The following is a 17,463-nucleotide window of genomic DNA, read 5'->3' as shown; positions in this document are numbered from 1 at the left end:
TCGCACGACGATGGCACTGAAGACATTCAATCCCACGACGCCGGGGCCAGCGCCAGCTGGTCATGGTCGATCGTTCGGCTCTCTACAAGGGCAAGCCGGTCAAGGCGCTCACCGAAGGCAAGCATTCCTCTGGCGGCCGCAACAACACCGGTCGCATCACCGTGCGCTTCCGTGGCGGTGGTCACAAGCGGACGCTGCGCACCGTCGATTTCAAGCGTGAGAAGATCGACGTTCCCGCGACCGTCGAGCGGCTGGAATACGATCCGAACCGCAGCGGCTTCATCGCGCTGATCAAGTATCAGGATGGCGAGCAGGCCTACATCCTGGCGCCGCAGCGCCTGGCCGTGGGCGACACCATCGTCGCCGGCAACTACGTCGACGTGAAGCCGGGCAACGTCATGCCGCTCGGCAACATGCCGGTCGGCACGATCATCCACAACATCGAGCTCAAGATCGGGAAAGGCGGCCAGCTCGCCCGTTCCGCGGGTACCTATGCCCAGCTCGTCGGTCGCGACCAGGACTACGTGATCATCCGCCTGAATTCGGGCGAGCAGCGCCTGGTGCACGGCCGTTGCCGCGGCACGATCGGCGCGGTGTCGAACCCGGATCACATGAACACCTCGATCGGCAAGGCCGGCCGCAACCGCTGGCTGGGCCGCAAGCCGCACAACCGCGGCGTTTCGATGAACCCGATCGACCATCCGCACGGCGGTGGTGAAGGTCGGACCTCGGGCGGTCGCCACCCGGTCACTCCGTGGGGCAAGCCGACCAAGGGCAAGAAGACCCGCTCCAACAAGTCGACCAACAAATTCATTCTCCTAAGCCGCCACAAGCGGAAGAAGTAAGGATCGCCGGACATGGTTCGTTCAGTCTGGAAAGGCCCGTTCGTCGAGGGTTCTCTGCTCAAGAAGGCAGATGCCGCGCGCGCGTCCGGCCGTCACGACGTCATCAAGATCTGGAGCCGTCGCTCGACGATCCTGCCGCAATTCGTCGGCCTGACCTTCGGCGTTTACAACGGTCAGAAGCACGTGCCGGTGGCCGTCAACGAGGAAATGGTCGGTCACAAGTTCGGCGAGTTCTCGCCGACCCGGACCTTCCATGGCCACTCCGGCGACAAGAAAGCCAAGAGGGCTTGAGGATTAAACTATGAGCAAACCTAAGCGCGAACGGAGCCTCGCCGAGAACGAGGCCAAGGCGGTCGCCCGGATGCTTCGGGTGAGCCCGCAGAAGCTCAACCTGGTCGCCCAGCTCATTCGCGGCCGGAAGGCGGCTTCTGCTCTTGCCGATCTGCAGTTTTCGCGCAAGCGGATCGCGGTTGACGTGAAGAAGTGCCTGGAATCGGCTATCGCGAATGCCGAGAACAATCACGACCTCGACGTCGACGATCTCGTCGTGGCGCAGGCCTTCGTCGGCAACGGCCTGGTGATGAAGCGCTTTGCCGCCCGCGGCCGTGGCCGCTCGGGCCGTGTCTACAAACCATTTTCGCAGCTGACGATCATCGTTCGTCAGGTCGAAGCCGAAGCAGCGGCTTAAGGGACGCAGGAGCACACGATGGGTCAAAAGATCAATCCGATCGGTCTGCGTCTCGGCATCAACCGGACCTGGGATTCCCGCTGGTTCGCCGGCAAGCAGGAATACGGCAAGCTGTTGCACGAGGACGTCAAGATCCGCGAGATCCTGCACAAGGAGCTCAAGCAGGCGGCTGTAGCCCGCATCGTGATCGAGCGTCCGCACAAGAAGTGCCGCGTCACCATCCACTCGGCTCGTCCGGGCGTGGTGATCGGCAAGAAGGGCGCCGACATCGACAAGCTGCGCAAGAAGGTCGCGGACATCACTTCGTCCGACGTCGTCATCAACATCGTCGAAATCCGCAAGCCGGAGCTCGATGCGACGCTGGTGGCGGAATCGATCGCGCAGCAGCTGGAGCGCCGCGTGGCGTTCCGCCGCGCCATGAAGCGCGCCGTTCAGTCGGCGATGCGTCTCGGCGCGGAAGGCATCCGCATCAACTGCTCGGGGCGTCTCGGCGGCGCGGAAATCGCGCGCATGGAGTGGTATCGCGAAGGTCGCGTGCCGCTGCACACGCTGCGGGCCGACATCGACTACGGCGTTGCGACCGCGTTCACGACCTTCGGCACCTGCGGCGTCAAAGTCTGGATCTTCAAGGGCGAGATCCTCGAGCACGATCCGATGGCCCAGGACAAGAGAATGGCCGAAGGCGAGACTGGTGGCGGCGGCGATCGCGGCGGCCGGCAGCGCCGAGATAACGCGGCCTGAGGCCAGCACAGAGAATTTGAGGGCTTGAAGCCATGATGCAACCTAAGAAGACGAAGTTCCGGAAGGCGCATAAAGGCCGCATCCACGGCGTTGCGTCTTCGGGCGCGACGTTGGCCTTTGGCCAGTTCGGCCTGAAGGCGACCGAGCCTGAGCGCGTCACCGCGCGCCAGATCGAAGCCGCTCGCCGCGCGCTGACCCGCCACATGAAGCGCGCCGGCCGCGTCTGGATCCGCGTGTTCCCCGACGTTCCCGTGTCGAAGAAGCCCGCCGAAGTCCGCATGGGCTCCGGCAAGGGCGCGCCGGAACTGTGGGTCGCGCGCGTCAAGCCGGGCCGGGTGCTGTTCGAGATCGACGGCGTCAACACCCAGACCGCGCGTGAAGCGCTGACCCTGGCGGCAGCCAAGCTGCCGATCAAGACGCGCTTCGTCGAGCGCATTGCGGAGTAATGGCCATGGCCCAGATGAAGATCGAAGACATCCGCGCGTTGAGCCCCGATCAGCAGGATGACGCCATCCTGAACCTGAAGAAGGAGCGTTTCAACCTGCGCTTCCAGCGCGCCACCGGGCAGCTCGAGAACACCTCGCGCCTGCGCGAGGCCCGCCGTGACATCGCCCGGATCAAGACCGTCGCCGCGCAGACGCGCGCGAAGAAGAAGTAAGAGGCTAACGAAGATGCCGAAACGTACTTTGCAGGGCGTGGTCGTCAGCGACAAGCAAGCCAAGACCATCGTGGTGCGCGTCGATCGCCGCTTCACACACCCGATCTACAAGGGAAGACGATCCGCCGTTCGAAGAACTACCACGCGCACGACGAGAGCAACGAGTTCAAGCCGGGCGACATGGTGTGGATCGAGGAATCGAAGCCGGTTTCGAAGTTGAAGCGCTGGGTCGTGATCCGGGGCGAACACAAGAAAAGCGCCTGATCTGTTGGCTTTAGCCGACTGACTTCAGGGAAATGTTGAGCGCCGGCTGGGCTGGCGCAAAGAGAAGAGGACGAGGTGCATCAATGATTCAGATGCAGACCAACCTCGACGTGGCCGACAATTCTGGCGCACGCCGTGTCATGTGTATCAAGGTGCTCGGAGGCTCCAAGCGCCGCTACGCCACGATCGGCGACATCATCGTCGTCTCGATCAAGGAAGCAATTCCGCGTGGCAAGGTGAAGAAGGGCGACGTGATGAAGGCCGTCGTGGTGCGCGTCCGCAAGGACATCCGCCGCGCTGACGGTTCGGTCATCCGCTTCGACCGGAACGCTGCCGTTCTGATCAACAATCAGTCCGAGCCGGTCGGCACCCGTATCTTCGGGCCCGTGCCGCGCGAGCTGCGCGCCAAGAACCACATGAAGATCATCTCGCTCGCGCCGGAGGTGCTGTGATGGCCGCGAAAATCCGCAAAGGCGACAAGGTCATCGTGCTGACCGGCCGCGATAAGGGTCGCACCGGCGAGGTGTTCGAAGTGCGCCCCGATGCCGGCACCGCGCTCGTGCGTGGCGTCAACATGGTCAAGCGTCACCAGAAGCAGACGCAGGCCCAGGAGGGCGGCATCATCTCGAAAGAGTCGCCGATCCAACTGTCCAACATCGCGTATGTCGGCAAGGACGGAAAGCCGACCCGCGTCGGATTCAAGATTCTGGCGGACGGCAAGAAGGTCCGCATCGCCAAGAGCTCGGGAGCTGAGATCGATGGCTGAGGCCGCTTACACGCCGCGCCTGCGCGCGGAATTCGACGCGAAGATCCGGACGGAAATGACCGAGAAGTTCGGTTATGATAACGTCATGCAGGTTCCGCGTCTCGACAAGGTCGTGCTGAACATGGGCGTTGGCGATTCCGTCAACGACCGGAAGAAGGCCGAGAACGCCGCTGCCGAATTGACCCAGATCGCCGGCCAGAAGGCGATCGTGACCTATTCGCGCGTCGCGATCGCGACCTTCAAGTTGCGTGAGAACCAGCCGATTGGCTGCAAGGTCACGCTGCGCAAGGCCCGCATGTACGAGTTCATCGATCGCCTGGTGACGGTCGCGCTGCCGCGCGTCCGAGATTTCCGTGGCCTGAATCCGAAGAGCTTCGACGGTCGCGGCAACTATTCGCTCGGCCTCAAGGAACACATCATTTTCCCCGAGATCGACTTCGACAAGGTCACGGAATCGCGCGGTATGGACATCACCGTCTGCACCACGGCCAAGACCGACGACGAGGCGAGGGCCTTGTTGACCGCTTTCAATTTCCCGTTCCGGCAGTGAGACGCTGACGTAAAGCCTCTCAAACGCGGATACCCAGGAGCCAAGCATGGCAAAGAAGAGTTCAGTCGAGAAGAACAACCGGCGCAAGCGGATGACGAAGAACGCCGCCCCGAAGCGCGCGCGGTTGAAGGCGATCATCGCCGACAAGACGCTGCCGATGGAGGAGCGGTTCGCCGCGACCCTGAAGCTTGCGGAAATGCCGCGTAATTCGTCGGCCACCCGCATCCGTCTGCGTTGCGAGCTGTCGGGCCGTTCGCGCTCGAATTATCGCTTGACCAAACTGTCCCGCATCGCAATGCGGGACCTTGGCTCCAGGGGCATGGTCCCGGGCCTCGTGAAGTCCAGCTGGTAAGGAGGGTCGTTTAGATGTCTACGCACGATCCAATCAGCGATCTGATCACTCGTATCCGCAACGCGCAGATGCGTTCCAAGAGCAAGGTCTCCACGCCTGGTTCGAAGATGCGCGAGAACGTGCTCGAGGTTCTCAAGACCGAGGGCTACATCCGCGGTTACGCCACGCTCGAGCACTCCTCCGGGCCGCAGCGAGATCGAGATCGAGCTGAAGTATTTCGACGGCGAGCCCGTCATCCGCGAGATCGAACGAGTCTCCAAGCCCGGGCGTCGTGTCTACGCCTCGGTGAAGGCTCTGCCGCGGGTCAACAACGGGCTCGGCATTTCGGTGTTGTCGACGCCGAAGGGGATCATGGCTGACCACAGTGCGCGCGAAGCGAATGTGGGCGGCGAAGTTCTCTTCACGGTGTTCTGAGAAGGATTTTTGATCCATGTCACGAGTTGGCAAAAGGCCGGTAGCGGTGCCGTCGGGTGTGACCGCGGCCGTCGACGGGCAGACCGTCAAGATGAAGGGGCCGAAGGGCCAGCTTCAATTCGTCGTCCATAGCGACGTCGAGGTGAAGCTCGAGGATGGCCAGGTCAAGGTGAACCCGCGGGTCGAGACCAACCGCGCACGGGCCCTGTACGGGACCGCTCGCGCTCAGGTCGCGAATCTGGTCGAAGGCGTTACCAAGGGCTTCGAGAAGAAGCTCGAAATCACCGGCGTCGGTTACCGCGCCGCGCTGCAGGGCAAGAACCTGCAGCTCGCGCTCGGCTACAGCCACGACGTGGTCTACGCGATCCCGGAAGGGATCACGATCACCGTGCCGAAGCCGACCGAGATCACGGTGACGGGCAGCGATATCCAGCGCGTCGGCCAGGTCGCCGCCGAGATTCGCTCCTATCGTCCGCCGGAGCCCTACAAGGGCAAGGGCGTGAAGTATGTTGGCGAATTCATCTTCCGCAAGGAAGGCAAGAAGAAGTAACGGAGCCGGTCATGTCGAAAGCCAAGGTTACGAATGCCCGGCGCAAGCGCAGTGTACGGCTGAAGCTTCGCCGCTCCGGTGGCGGCCGTCCGCGCCTGTCGGTGTTCCGCTCGTCCAAGCACATCTACGCCCAGGTCATCGACGACCTGAAGGGCGAGACGCTGGCCTCTGCCTCCTCGCTCGAGAAGTCGATGCGCGATGGCGGCAAGACCGGCGCCGATATCGATGCGGCGAAGGCGGTCGGCAAGCTGCTGGCCGAGCGCGCCGCCGAGAAGGGTGTCAAGGAAGTCGTGTTCGATCGCGGCAGCTATCTCTATCACGGGCGCGTCAAGGCTCTTGCCGACGCGGCGCGTGAGAGCGGGCTGAGCTTCTAACAGAATTTGAGGATTGAGGCGTAAGCCTCTGAAGGACTGGAAAAACCATGGCAGAACGCGAACAACGTGGTGGACGCGATCAACGCGGCGGCGGACGTGAACGCAGGGAAGAGCGCGACAGCGAGTTCGTCGACAAGCTCGTCCACATCAACCGCGTCGCCAAGGTCGTCAAGGGCGGCAAGCGCTTCGGTTTCGCAGCGCTGGTCGTGATCGGCGATCAGAAGGGCCGCGCCGGCTTCGGTCACGGCAAGGCGCGCGAAGTGCCTGAGGCGATCCGCAAGGCAACTGAATCCGCCAAGCGCAACCTGACACGCGTCTCGCTGCGCGAGGGCCGTACGCTGCATCACGACATCGCCGGCCGTCATGGCGCTGGGCGTGTCTACCTGCGCGCAGCCCCGGCCGGTACCGGTATCATCGCTGGCGGTCCGATGCGCGCCGTGTTCGAGACGCTCGGCGTTCAGGACGTGGTCGCGAAGTCGATCGGTTCCTCGAACCCGTACAACATGGTTCGCGCAACCTTCGACGCGCTGAAGCATCAGGATTCGCCGCGCTCGGTCGCTGCCCGCCGCAACATCAAGGTGTCCACCCTCCAGTCCCGCCGTATCGGTGGCGACGCCGAGGCGGTTGCCGAATAACGGAAGCTTTCGGAGTAGACGCCCATGGCCAAGAGTGCCGTTACGACCGCAAAGACGATCAAGCTCGAGCAGACTGGCAGCGCAATCCGCCGCCATCACTCGCAGCGTTCGACGCTGATCGGGCTCAAGCTCAACAAGATCGGCCGCACCAGCGAACTGCCGGACACTCCGGCGGTCCGCGGCATGATCTTGAAAGTTCACCATCTCGTTCGCATCGTCGACGAGAAGTAAGCAAAGGCGCACGATCCCGAAAAGCGGGGACCCGTTTTCGGTGAAGGTCATGCGCAAGAAACAAGGAGCAGGGCGATGAAGCTCAGCGATATCGCCGACAATGCCGGCTCGCGCAAGAAGCGCATGCGCGTCGGCCGCGGCATTGGTTCGGGCAAGGGCAAGCAGGCTGGCCGCGGTGGCAAGGGTCAGACCGCGCGTTCGGGCGTGCGCATCAAGGGTTTCGAAGGCGGCCAGATGCCGTTACATCGCCGTCTGCCGAAGCGCGGCTTCACGAATATCTTCCGGGTCGAGTTCGTCGAGATCAATCTCGACCGGCTCCAGGACGCGGTCGATGCCAAGAAGATCGACTCCGGCAGCGTCGTGAACGTCGAATCGCTGGTCAAGGCTGGCGTGCTCCGCCGCCCCAAGGGCGGCCTGCGGCTGCTCGGCCGCGGCGAGCTCAAGGCCAAGCTCAACATCGAAGTCCATGGTGCCACGAAGACCGCGATTGAAGCGGTCGAGAAGGCCGGCGGCTCGGTGAAGATCCTCGCGCCTGCCAAGGAAGAAGGCGAGGCGGCGTAACAACTGCGTCATTGGCCCGCGGTTCGCGGGCCTTTGCGCATGCGGGACGATGGACTTATCGAAGCCGTAGCCCCAGATAATGTCCGGTGTCCGGTATAATGTAGCCCGGCCGCGGGCATAACGGCGCAATAGGCGGCGGGAGAAAGTCCAAGATGGCCTCTGCAGCGGAACAACTGGCAGCCAATCTCAATTTCGGTGCGTTTGCCAAGGCCGACGAACTGAAGAAGCGCATCTGGTTCACCCTGGGTGCGCTGCTGGTTTATCGGCTCGGGACCTATATCCCGCTGCCCGGCATCGACCCCAACATCTGGGAGCAGGTGTTCCGCTCCCAGGCGGGCGGCATCCTCGGCATGTTCAACATGTTCGCCGGCGGCGGCATTCACCGCATGGCGATCTTTGCGTTGAACATCATGCCGTACATCTCGGCCTCGATCATCATTCAGCTTCTGACCACCGTCTCGCCCCAGCTCGAGGCGCTGAAGAAGGAAGGCGAGTCCGGCCGCAAGCTGCTGAACCAGTACACCCGTTATCTCACGGTGATTCTCGCGGCGTTCCAGTCCTACGGCATCGCGGTGGGCCTCGAAGGCGCCGGCAACGTCGTCAGCGACCCCGGCATGTTCTTCCGCCTGTCCACGGCGATCACGCTGACCGGCGGCACCATGTTCCTGATGTGGCTGGGCGAGCAGATCACCTCGCGAGGTATCGGCAACGGCATCTCCCTGATCATTCTCGCCGGCATCGTCGCCGAGCTGCCCGCGGCGCTCGCCAACATGCTCGAGCTCGGCCGTCAGGGTGCGATGTCGACCGGCCTGATCCTGGTTGTCATCATCATGGCGGTCGCCGTGATCGCCTTCATCGTGTTCATGGAGCGCGCCCAGCGCCGGCTCTTGATCCAGTATCCGAAGCGCCAGGTCGGCAACAAGATGTTCGAGGGCCAGTCCTCGCATCTGCCGCTCAAGCTCAACACCTCGGGCGTGATTCCCCCGATCTTCGCCTCCTCGCTGCTGCTGCTGCCGACCACGGTTGCGAACTTCAACGCGGGCAGCGGGCCGGAATGGTTCCAGTGGATCACCACCCAGCTCGGCCACGGCCGTCCGCTGTTCCTGATCATGTATCTGGCGCTGATCGTGTTCTTCGCCTTCTTCTACACAGCGATCGTGTTCAATCCGACCGAGACCGCGGACAATCTGAAAAAGCACGGCGGCTTCATTCCGGGCATTCGTCCCGGCGAGCGCACCGCGGAATATATCGATTACGTGCTGTCGCGCGTCACCGTGCTTGGCGCGGTCTATCTGGCGATCGTCTGCTTGATCCCGGAAATCCTGATCTCCTACGCCTCGGTGCCGTTCTATTTCGGCGGCACCTCGCTGCTGATCGTCGTCAGCGTCACCATGGACACGGTGGCGCAGGTGCAGGGCTATCTGCTGGCGCATCAGTACGAAGGCCTGATCCGGAAGTCGAAGCTGCGCGGCCGCCGCCGTTAAGCGCGGCGTCCTCTCGGGCGGCGCGACTGCGCCCCCGATTCGCCGCGCGAGCAACGCACGGCGCCTGCAGGGACGGCCAGCGAGCCATTCGGTCGCACCGGCAGAGCGGCTCTGCCTGTAGCGCAAACACTGATCTCAAAGGCCTTCTTGGCGTCCGGCCATTTGCTCCCCTATGATATGGGTAGCGGTGCGGCGCCGATTATGATTTGCACTGTAGTTGGACTTCAAAACACGGGTGCGCGACGTATCGCTCACCAATGCGGGGGGCGTATGCCGATGAGAATCATACTTCTGGGACCGCCGGGATCGGGCAAGGGGACCCAGGCGCAACTGCTGGTGCAGCGCTATGGCATCGTCCAGCTCTCGACCGGCGAGATGTTGCGCGCGGCCGTTGCGGCCGGAACGCCGGTCGGACTCAAGGCCAAGGAGATCATGGCCAGCGGCGGCCTCGTGCCCGACGATGTCGTGGTCGGAATCATCTCCGACCGGATCGATCAGCCGGACGCCAGAAACGGTTTCATCCTCGACGGTTTCCCGCGTACCGTGCCGCAGGCCGAGGCGCTGGATGAGCTGCTCAAGCACAAGCACCTCAAGCTCGACGCCGTGATCGAGCTCCGCGTCAACGAGAGCGCGCTCCTGAGTCGTGTCGAAACTCGCGTCGCCCAGATGCGGGAGCGCGGGGAGGAGGTCCGACTCGACGACACTCCGGAGGTTCTGACCAAGCGACTCGCCAGCTACCGCAACCAGACGGAACCGCTGATTCACTACTATTCCGAGCGGCGGAAGCTTTCGACCATCGACGGCATGATGGCCATCGACGAGGTCACCCGCGCCATTCATCGCCAGCTCCTGGCGCTCGGGGCGGTCGAGCCCAAGACGCATAGCAGGACCCGCGCCCGGAGCGCGGCCAAGGCGGCCCTGGCCAAAAAGGCGAGAGCGGCGAAGAAATCGGCCAAAAAGCCGAGCAGAACAGCCAAAAAGGCTGCGAAATCCGCCAAAAAGGCCGGCAAGAAGGCCGTGACGGGTGCCAAGAAGGCGGTCAGGAAAGCCGGCAAGAAGGCGACCAACAAAAAGACGACCAAAAAGACTGCCAAGAAGGCTGTCAAAAAGGGTGCCAAAAAGACTGCAAAAAAGGTCACGAAAAAGCGAGCCAAGCGCTAGCGGCGGTTGACGAAAGCCCCCTGAATCCCCTAATAAGCCCCGCATCCAAGTCGGATAGTTTAAAACGATGCCGGGCCCCAGGAAGACCAGGGGTGGGCGTCGTGTTCGCGTTTGTGAACACCTGCCCGAGAAACCAAGCACTTAAGGCCAGATTCCTGACGAGGGATCGGCGACAGGAGAGAAGGCCGTGGCCCGTATTGCCGGCGTGAACATTCCGACCAACAAGCGCGTTCTGATCGCGCTCCAGTACATCCATGGCATCGGCCAGAAGATTGCCGGTGAGATCATCGAGAAGGTGAAGATCCCCGAGGATCGTCGCGTCAATCAGCTCAGCGACGCCGAAGTGCTCCAGATCCGCGAAGTGATCGACCGCGACTATCTCGTCGAGGGCGACCTGCGTCGTGAGGTCGGCATCAACATCAAGCGTCTGATGGACCTCGGCTGCTATCGCGGCCTGCGCCATCGTCGCGGCCTGCCGGTGCGCGGCCAGCGTACCCACACCAATGCGCGCACGCGCAAGGGCCCGGCCAAGGCCATCGCCGGCAAGAAGAAGTAAGTTTTCGAATCCAGATCGCGGCGTGTGGCGAAAGGGGATGACCTGTTCGCCACGCGCCTTTCGTTCCATCAGGTGTAGCCGCTGGCATTACGGCGGCGTTTGAGATCTCCAGGAAAGGTACTCTATGGGCAAGGAAGCCACCCGCGTTCGTCGTCGTGAGCGCAAGAACATCGCCTCCGGCGTCGCGCACGTGAACTCGTCGTTCAACAACACGACCATCACCATCACCGACGCGCAGGGCAACACGATTGCCTGGTCTTCCGCCGGCACGATGGGCTTCAAGGGTTCGCGCAAGTCGACCCCGTATGCCGCGCAGGTTGCCGCCGAGGACGTGTCGAAGAAGGCGCAGGAGCACGGCATGCGCACGCTGGAAGTCGAAGTCGCGGGTCCCGGTTCGGGCCGCGAATCGGCGCTCCGCGCGCTCCAGGCCGCAGGCTTCACCGTCACCTCGATCCGTGACGTGACCACGATCCCGCACAACGGTTGCCGTCCCCGCAAGCGTCGGCGCGTTTGATACCAAATTGCGGGCGCTCTGACGCCCGCAATGACTTTTTGCAAAGCCGTGGGAATGATCTGCGGCCTTTCTCCAACGCCAGTGTCTGCAGCAGCAGTTTGACTGGCCTGTATGGGTGAAACAGTGACAATCCAGAAAAATTGGCAAGAATTGATTCGGCCGAACAAGCTCCAGGTGCAGCCCGGCAGCGATCCGACCCCGTTTCGCGACCATCGTCGCCGAGCCGCTCGAGCGCGGATTCGGCCAGACGCTCGGCAACGCGCTGCGCCGCATTCTGCTGTCCTCGCTCCAGGGCGCAGCGGTTCAGTCGGTGCATATAGACGGCGTGCTGCACGAGTTCTCCTCGATCGCGGGCGTCCGTGAGGACGTCACCGACATCGTGCTCAACATCAAGGACATCGCGATCAGGATGCAGGGCGAAGGCCCCAAGCGCATGGTCGTCAAGAAGTCCGGCCCGGGCGCTGTCACCGCTGGCGACATCCAGACCGTCGGCGACGTGGTCGTGCTCAACCCGGACCTGCAGATCTGCACCCTGGACGAGGGCGCCGAGATCCGCATGGAGTTCACGGTCGCCACCGGCAAGGGCTACGTGCCCGCCGAGCGCAACCGTCCCGAGGATGCGCCGATCGGCCTGATCCCGGTCGACAGCCTGTACTCGCCGGTCCGCAAGGTCTCCTACAAGGTCGAGAACACCCGCGAGGGCCAGATCCTCGACTACGACAAGCTGACCATGACGATCGAGACCAACGGCGCGCTGACGCCGGATGACTCCGTGGCCTACGCCGCGCGCATCCTGCAGGATCAGCTCAACGTGTTCGTCAACTTCGAAGAGCCGCGCAAGGAAGTCGCCCAGGAGATCATCCCGGACCTCGCCTTCAATCCGGCCTTCCTCAAGAAGGTGGACGAGCTCGAGCTGTCGGTGCGTTCGGCCAACTGCTTGAAGAACGACAACATCGTCTACATCGGCGACCTCGTGCAGAAGAGCGAAGCGGAAATGCTCCGCACTCCGAACTTCGGCCGCAAGTCGCTGAACGAGATCAAGGAAGTGCTGGCCCAGATGGGTCTGCATCTCGGCATGGAAGTGCCGGGCTGGCCGCCGGAGAACATCGACGAGCTCGCCAAGCGCTTCGAGGATCACTACTGATCTGAACTACAACAGGCAAAGGCGCGAATGCATCGCGCCTTTGCGGGCGAACGCAGGCAGCCCACCTGAGCAACAAGTCCGACGAACCGTCGCGACGAATGAAATTCAAGGAATAGAAAAATGCGTCACGGCAAGGTTCATCGCAAGCTCAACCGCACCGCGGAGCATCGCCGCGCGATGTTCGCCAACATGTGCGCCGCGCTGATCAAGCACGAGCAGATCGTCACGACGCTGCCGAAGGCGAAGGAATTGCGCCCGATCGTCGAGAAGCTGATCACTCTCGGCAAGAAGGGCGGGCTGGCCATGCGCCGCCAGGCCATCTCCGAGATGCGCGACAAGGATCAGGTCAGGAAGCTGTTCGACACGCTCGCGCCCCGCTACAAGGACCGCCAGGGTGGCTACACCCGTATCATCAAGGCCGGCTTCCGCTACGGCGACAACGCCCCGATGGCCGTGATCGAGTTCGTCGATCGCGACGTCGATGCCAAGGGCCAGGACTCCGGTCCGGTGCAGGAAAAGGAAGCCGAGGCGGCGTAAGCCGACCGGTAGCGAGTTTTCAGAAAGCGGCGCCCTTGGGCGCCGCTTTTTTGTATGACGCGGCGACGTCTCATGGCGCGCATCGTTTCGACGCCATGGTCGCGTTTCTCAGGACGCTTCCGCCTCGCAACTGAATCCTCACGCGTCGGTGAGGGGCGATTGCGGCCGCCCTTGCAGCGCACGATATCTCCGTCAGCATCAATGGAGACATCGCATGAACATCGACCTTTCCGGAAAGACCGCCCTCGTGACCGGCTCGACCGCCGGCATCGGCCACGCCATCGCCAAGGGTCTTGCCGGCTCGGGAGCTAGCGTCGTGATCAACGGACGCGGCCAGGAGAAGGTCGATGCGGTCGTGCGCAAGCTGCAAGGTGTGGGCGGGAAGGTCCGCGGCATCGCCGCCGATGTCTCGACCGCTGCGGGCTGCAAGGCACTCGTGGCGGCGCTGCCTGAGGTCGATATCCTCATCAACAACGCCGGCATCTTCGAGCCGAAAGACTTTTTCGACATTCCGGACGAGGACTGGAGCCGCTTCTTCGAGGTCAACGTCATGAGCGGCGTGCGTCTCTCGCGCGCGTATTTGAAGGGCATGCTTGGGCGTAACTGGGGCCGCGTCGTCTTCATCTCCTCGGAGTCCGGGCTCAACATTCCCGTCGAGATGATCCACTATGGAATGAGCAAGACGGCCCAGCTTTCGGTCGCGCGGGGCTTGGCGCAGCTAACCCGCGGCACCGGCGTCACCGTCAATTCCGTGCTGCCGGGTCCGACCATGTCTGAAGGCGTCGAGACGTTTGTAAAGGATCTTGCCAAGCAGAACGGCCAGTCACTCGACGAGGCCGCGGCCAATTTCGTCAAACAGCATCGCCCAAGCTCGCTGCTCCAGCGCTTCGCCAGCGTCGACGAAATCGCCAACATGGTGGTTTATGCGGCTTCGAAGGAAGCCTCCGCGACCAACGGCGCGGCGTTGCGTGCCGAGGGCGGCATCGTCAACACGATTGCGTAAAGGCTGCAGTGCAGCGTCAAGCGCGGAATCGCAGGGTGGGTTGCGCCGTGCGAACTGTGCTTCGCGCAGTCGCAAGGCTAACCACCCTACGCAGCATTATCTACCACCCCTCCAGCACGATCTTGCCGCGCGACTTGCCGCTCTCGAGCAGCGCATGCGCGCGCTTGAGGTTGGCGGCGTTGATCGTGCCAAAGGTCTGGTCGAGCGTGGTGCGCAGCACGCCCTTGTCGATGAGGTCGGCGACATCGCCCAGCAGATGATGCTGCGCGATCATGTCGGCGGTCTGGAACGAGGAGCGCGTGAACATCGATTCCCAGTGCACCGAGATCGCCTTGCCCTTGAACGCGCTCACGGTGAATTCCGGGGGATCGTCGATCAGGCCGAACTTGCCCTGTGGTGCCATCACGTCCGCGATCGCCTTGTAGTGCTGGTCGGTGAAGGTGAGGCTCGCAACCAGCGCGACCGGCGGCAGCTTCAGCTTCTCGATCTGCTCCTTCATTGGCTGGCCGTGGTCGATCACCGCATGCGCGCCGAGATCGAGGCACCATTTTTGCGATTCGGGCCGCGTCGCGGTCGCGACCACCGTCAGCCCGGTGAGGCGGCGGGCGAGCTGGATCAGGATCGAGCCGACGCCGCCGGCGCCGCCCGTGATCAGCAGGGTGCGCGGATCGACACTCTTGCCGGGCACCGCACCGAGCCGATCGAACAACAGCTCCCAGGCGGTGATGGAGGTGAGGGGAAGGGCGGCGGCTTGCGCGAACGACAGGCTTTTCGGCTTGTTGCCGACGATACGCTCGTCGACCAGATGGAATTCGGAGTTGGTGCCCTGGCGCAGGATCGAGCCGGCGTAAAACACCTCGTCGCCCGGCTTGAACAGCGTGACGTCGGGACCGACGGCGTCGACCACGCCGGCCGCGTCATAGCCCAGAATCTTCGTCTCGCCCTCGGGCGGGGCGGCGCGCTTGCGCACCTTGTAATCGACCGGATTGGCCGAGATCGCCTTCACGGCCACGCGGATGTCGCGCCCCTTGGGTTCGGGCTTGGTGGTCTCGAAATCGATCAGCGCGTCCTGATCCTCGATCGGAAGCGACTTTTTGTAGCCGACGGCCTTCATGGCTTGTCTCCATCAGATGGCGTGCTCGCCTGCCGTCCTAACTGTCGCTCTGGCTCTAATTTGGCAAGTACTGTAAATTCGGGGATATAGTCCCTGTTTGGATACTATTGGGAAAACACACATGAAACGGCGCGACTTCGCCCGTCGTCCCGGATGCTCGGTCGAGGCGACGCTCGATCTCATCGACGGCAAGTGGAAGGGCGTGATCCTCTACCACCTCCAAGACGGCACCCAGCGTTTCGGCGAATTACGCCGCCGGGTGCCCGGCATCACCCAGCGCATGCTGACCAAGCAGCTTCGTGCGCTGGAGGAGGACAAGCTCGTCATTCGCAAGGTCTACGCAGAGGTGCCGCCGCGCGTGGAATATTCTCTCTCCGATCTCGGCGAGAGCCTCAAGCCCGTGATCGACATCCTGAAGGCCTGGGGCGAGAGCCATCAGCAGCGGCTGTCCTGCGCGCCGGCGCCGGTCGTCGTGAAGAAACCGAAGCGCGCCGCGTAGATTTCCGGGAGCGGACGGTGCCGCTCCCGGCAGAGATCATCTCAGAACGCGAACTGGGTTCGCATCGCGACAGCGTCGAACTTCGAGCCGACATCGGCGGCCGAGACCGGTGAGGCCTGTTTCGATACCGTGCCATGCAGATAGTCGAGCATGAAGCGGACGTTGCCGTTGACGTACCAGTTCAGGGCCGCCGTGTAGACGGTCTGCCGGCCGCCTGCGATGCCGGTGGCGGTCCCGAACTGGTCGTTGAGGTCGATGGTCGAGAAGCGCCCCGCGATTTCCCATGCGCCCCAGCCGCCGCCATCGAGCGAGAACGGGTGCGCCGGCTTGACGCCGCCATAGGCCGCGTTCGCCGCGTTGTAGCTGCGGCCCTCGCCCGTCAGCACGTAGCCGGCCTGTGCATAGCCGCCCTGGAATTTGAGGCTCGGCGCACCCAGCGGCGGCAGGCCGGTATTGGCGCTGCGGTCGATGTTGTACCAGAAATATTCGCCCTGCAGGATCAGCGGTCCGTAGGTGGCGGCCGCTTCGACGCTGTAGACCTGCGCGCCAGAGGCATTGGCGATCGCACCGGTGGTAGCCAGTGCCGTCGGATCGATGCGCAGTTCCGGGCGGTCGCTGAGCGTGACCGTCTGCGCACCCGTCACCATGTTGCGCGGCGGCTGGATCAGCCATTCGGCGTTTCCGCCGAGATGGAGCGAGTAATCCTTGCCGCTGACGACCTGGCCGGCAACGCGGGCGACGGCGCCATACTGCTCGGAGGCACCGTTCGGTGCCACGCTGGACGCGGAATGGATCGCACCGGTCGAGGGTCCCGTGACATAGCCGCCGATCCAGAGCTGGTCGTTGTACCAGCGCGTGCCGACGGCGGAGCGGAAGTCGCCCGCGGCGATGCTGGTCGCGACGATGCCCGCTGAGGCGCGCTCCATGAACATGATGTCGTTGGAGCTCGTGGCCTCATCGAGGGTGTAGGGCAGGTCCATGATGCCGCCTTCGATGGCCATCTTGCCGCCGAACGGTTTCAAGCCGGTGTAACTGAGATAGGCGTTCTCGACGCCTGAGACGCCGCCGCCGGGTAGCGAGCCGGGCGCAGAGCCGCCAAATCCGTCGGAGGAACCGCCGAAGTCGTAGACCAGCGCGAAATTCCAGTCGTTGAAGAATTTGCCGGCGAGACCGATGCGCGCGCGACGGACGTTCTCGCCGCTGTCGAGCTTTTGCGGCACGGTCGCCGCCGTGTTGGGCCGATAGTCATAGCCGCCGACATCCCAATGCACGCGGCCGGTGATCCCCACACAGTTCGCCCCATCGGCGGTGCAGATGGTAGGCCGGTTATTCGGCATCGTCACCACGACGCCGGACGCTGGCGCCGGTCCCTTGAGCGGGATCGCCGCGTTGGCATTGGCAACGACGGCCTTCGCTTCGGAACGCGCTTCGGCTTTCGCCTCCGCCTTCGCTTCGGTCCTGGCCTTCGCCGTCGCCGCGGTGTTCGCGGCGGTCTGGCTCTGGAGCTTGTCGAGCTTCTGCTCCAGCATCTTCAATTGCTGCTTCAGGAGCGCGATCTCCTGATCGCTGCTGCTCGCCGATTGGGCCTGGGCCTGCGAGGCCGCCAGCGCGCCGGCGAGACCGATCGCCGTGGCTGCAATTCTGATCCTGCTCACGTCATGACTCCATCGGTTGACGAACTTCCTCAAGTCGCAACGGAGAGCCTAGGTATGATCGATGACTGCCCCGCGACTCTGCGCCCGGTTGCGCGGTTCCCACTGATGTAAATTCGCCGCAACCGAATCCGCCTTGCACCACCATGCAAGATGACGCGCATCATGCC

General features: G+C 63.3%; 23 protein-coding genes and 4 pseudogenes. 25 read left to right on the top strand and 2 right to left on the bottom strand.

The annotated features are described in order from the left end of the window. Positions 1-10: 10 nt before the first annotated feature. The 24 genes and pseudogenes from rplB to ACVWW3_RS14770 all read left to right on the top strand — a co-directional run bounded on the left by rplB (position 11) and on the right by ACVWW3_RS14770 (position 14,028). Positions 11-845 (top strand): annotated as a pseudogene (rplB, locus tag ACVWW3_RS14885) (50S ribosomal protein L2). A gap of 12 nt (positions 846-857) precedes the next feature. Further along, complete coding sequence (gene rpsS / locus ACVWW3_RS14880; protein ID WP_074116739.1) at positions 858-1,136, top strand: 30S ribosomal protein S19; 279 nt, start codon at positions 858-860, stop codon at positions 1,134-1,136. A gap of 10 nt (positions 1,137-1,146) precedes the next feature. Beyond that, positions 1,147-1,533, top strand: coding sequence for a 50S ribosomal protein L22 (gene rplV, locus ACVWW3_RS14875; RefSeq protein WP_092034894.1), 387 nt, complete (start codon positions 1,147-1,149; stop codon positions 1,531-1,533). An 18-nt stretch (positions 1,534-1,551) separates the two neighbouring features. Next, the gene (rpsC, locus tag ACVWW3_RS14870; RefSeq protein ID WP_247341170.1) at positions 1,552-2,274 is read left to right on the top strand and encodes a 30S ribosomal protein S3; all 723 of its coding nucleotides are present in this window, start codon (positions 1,552-1,554) and stop codon (positions 2,272-2,274) included. 32 nt (positions 2,275-2,306) lie between these two features. Then, positions 2,307-2,720 (top strand): 50S ribosomal protein L16, encoded by a 414-nt coding sequence (rplP, locus tag ACVWW3_RS14865; RefSeq protein WP_063982581.1) that lies wholly within the window; start codon positions 2,307-2,309, stop codon positions 2,718-2,720. A 5-nt stretch (positions 2,721-2,725) separates the two neighbouring features. After that, complete coding sequence (rpmC, locus tag ACVWW3_RS14860; RefSeq protein WP_007603026.1) at positions 2,726-2,932, top strand: 50S ribosomal protein L29; 207 nt, start codon at positions 2,726-2,728, stop codon at positions 2,930-2,932. A gap of 13 nt (positions 2,933-2,945) precedes the next feature. After that, a pseudogene (rpsQ, locus tag ACVWW3_RS14855) lies at positions 2,946-3,196 on the top strand (30S ribosomal protein S17). A gap of 83 nt (positions 3,197-3,279) precedes the next feature. Further along, complete coding sequence (gene rplN, locus ACVWW3_RS14850; protein ID WP_007603030.1) at positions 3,280-3,648, top strand: 50S ribosomal protein L14; 369 nt, start codon at positions 3,280-3,282, stop codon at positions 3,646-3,648. Beyond that, positions 3,648-3,962, top strand: a complete 315-nt coding sequence (gene rplX / locus ACVWW3_RS14845; protein ID WP_247341174.1) for a 50S ribosomal protein L24 — start codon at positions 3,648-3,650, stop codon at positions 3,960-3,962. The genes rplN and rplX overlap by 1 nt, the downstream gene beginning before the upstream one ends. Then, a complete protein-coding gene (gene rplE / locus ACVWW3_RS14840) occupies positions 3,955-4,512 on the top strand; it encodes a 50S ribosomal protein L5 (RefSeq protein ID WP_247341176.1) in 558 nt (185 codons plus the stop codon). Before rplX ends, rplE begins: the two co-directional genes overlap by 8 nt. A gap of 46 nt (positions 4,513-4,558) precedes the next feature. Beyond that, the gene (rpsN, locus tag ACVWW3_RS14835; RefSeq protein ID WP_247341178.1) at positions 4,559-4,864 is read left to right on the top strand and encodes a 30S ribosomal protein S14; all 306 of its coding nucleotides are present in this window, start codon (positions 4,559-4,561) and stop codon (positions 4,862-4,864) included. Positions 4,865-4,878: 14 nt separating this feature from the next. Beyond that, positions 4,879-5,278: pseudogene (rpsH, locus tag ACVWW3_RS14830) on the top strand (30S ribosomal protein S8). A 16-nt stretch (positions 5,279-5,294) separates the two neighbouring features. Next, positions 5,295-5,828, top strand: coding sequence for a 50S ribosomal protein L6 (gene rplF, locus ACVWW3_RS14825; RefSeq protein WP_247341181.1), 534 nt, complete (start codon positions 5,295-5,297; stop codon positions 5,826-5,828). An 11-nt stretch (positions 5,829-5,839) separates the two neighbouring features. After that, positions 5,840-6,202 (top strand): 50S ribosomal protein L18, encoded by a 363-nt coding sequence (gene rplR / locus ACVWW3_RS14820; protein WP_007603036.1) that lies wholly within the window; start codon positions 5,840-5,842, stop codon positions 6,200-6,202. A 47-nt stretch (positions 6,203-6,249) separates the two neighbouring features. Next, positions 6,250-6,837, top strand: coding sequence for a 30S ribosomal protein S5 (gene rpsE / locus ACVWW3_RS14815; protein ID WP_007603037.1), 588 nt, complete (start codon positions 6,250-6,252; stop codon positions 6,835-6,837). A 24-nt stretch (positions 6,838-6,861) separates the two neighbouring features. Further along, on the top strand, positions 6,862-7,068 hold the full coding sequence (gene rpmD, locus ACVWW3_RS14810) for a 50S ribosomal protein L30 (protein ID WP_211399432.1): 207 nt from the start codon (positions 6,862-6,864) through the stop codon (positions 7,066-7,068). Positions 7,069-7,143: 75 nt separating this feature from the next. Continuing rightward, the gene (rplO, locus tag ACVWW3_RS14805; protein ID WP_354050817.1) at positions 7,144-7,629 is read left to right on the top strand and encodes a 50S ribosomal protein L15; all 486 of its coding nucleotides are present in this window, start codon (positions 7,144-7,146) and stop codon (positions 7,627-7,629) included. 152 nt (positions 7,630-7,781) lie between these two features. Next, positions 7,782-9,113, top strand: a complete 1,332-nt coding sequence (secY, locus tag ACVWW3_RS14800; protein ID WP_246916884.1) for a preprotein translocase subunit SecY — start codon at positions 7,782-7,784, stop codon at positions 9,111-9,113. Between the two features lie 276 nt (positions 9,114-9,389). Beyond that, the gene (locus tag ACVWW3_RS14795; RefSeq protein ID WP_456649500.1) at positions 9,390-10,274 is read left to right on the top strand and encodes an adenylate kinase; all 885 of its coding nucleotides are present in this window, start codon (positions 9,390-9,392) and stop codon (positions 10,272-10,274) included. A 187-nt stretch (positions 10,275-10,461) separates the two neighbouring features. Then, complete coding sequence (rpsM, locus tag ACVWW3_RS14790) at positions 10,462-10,830, top strand: 30S ribosomal protein S13 (RefSeq protein WP_092034909.1); 369 nt, start codon at positions 10,462-10,464, stop codon at positions 10,828-10,830. Positions 10,831-10,954: 124 nt separating this feature from the next. Continuing rightward, the gene (gene rpsK / locus ACVWW3_RS14785) at positions 10,955-11,344 is read left to right on the top strand and encodes a 30S ribosomal protein S11 (RefSeq protein WP_007603045.1); all 390 of its coding nucleotides are present in this window, start codon (positions 10,955-10,957) and stop codon (positions 11,342-11,344) included. Between the two features lie 111 nt (positions 11,345-11,455). Next, positions 11,456-12,488: pseudogene (locus ACVWW3_RS14780) on the top strand (DNA-directed RNA polymerase subunit alpha). A 120-nt stretch (positions 12,489-12,608) separates the two neighbouring features. Continuing rightward, complete coding sequence (gene rplQ, locus ACVWW3_RS14775; RefSeq protein ID WP_007603047.1) at positions 12,609-13,025, top strand: 50S ribosomal protein L17; 417 nt, start codon at positions 12,609-12,611, stop codon at positions 13,023-13,025. Positions 13,026-13,239: 214 nt separating this feature from the next. Then, the gene (locus ACVWW3_RS14770) at positions 13,240-14,028 is read left to right on the top strand and encodes an SDR family NAD(P)-dependent oxidoreductase (protein ID WP_247341189.1); all 789 of its coding nucleotides are present in this window, start codon (positions 13,240-13,242) and stop codon (positions 14,026-14,028) included. A 100-nt stretch (positions 14,029-14,128) separates the two neighbouring features. Here ACVWW3_RS14770 and ACVWW3_RS14765 read toward each other — a convergent pair whose 3' ends face one another. Further along, positions 14,129-15,142 (bottom strand): zinc-binding alcohol dehydrogenase family protein, encoded by a 1,014-nt coding sequence (locus ACVWW3_RS14765; RefSeq protein ID WP_247341193.1) that lies wholly within the window; start codon positions 15,140-15,142, stop codon positions 14,129-14,131. Between the two features lie 121 nt (positions 15,143-15,263). On the opposite strand from ACVWW3_RS14765, the gene ACVWW3_RS14760 reads away from it, so the two are divergent. Next, positions 15,264-15,641 carry a winged helix-turn-helix transcriptional regulator gene (locus ACVWW3_RS14760; RefSeq protein WP_354104159.1) on the top strand — a complete coding sequence of 126 codons (378 nt, stop codon included), beginning with the start codon at positions 15,264-15,266 and terminating at the stop codon, positions 15,639-15,641. A gap of 41 nt (positions 15,642-15,682) precedes the next feature. Here ACVWW3_RS14760 and ACVWW3_RS14755 read toward each other — a convergent pair whose 3' ends face one another. Further along, positions 15,683-17,296 carry an OprO/OprP family phosphate-selective porin gene (locus tag ACVWW3_RS14755; RefSeq protein WP_456649501.1) on the bottom strand — a complete coding sequence of 538 codons (1,614 nt, stop codon included), beginning with the start codon at positions 17,294-17,296 and terminating at the stop codon, positions 15,683-15,685. Positions 17,297-17,463 lie beyond the last annotated feature (167 nt).

Source organism: Bradyrhizobium sp. LM2.9 (assembly GCF_054056555.1).
The sequence above is the reverse complement of the archived record's forward strand: the minus strand, read 5'-3'. Positions and strand labels throughout refer to the sequence as shown.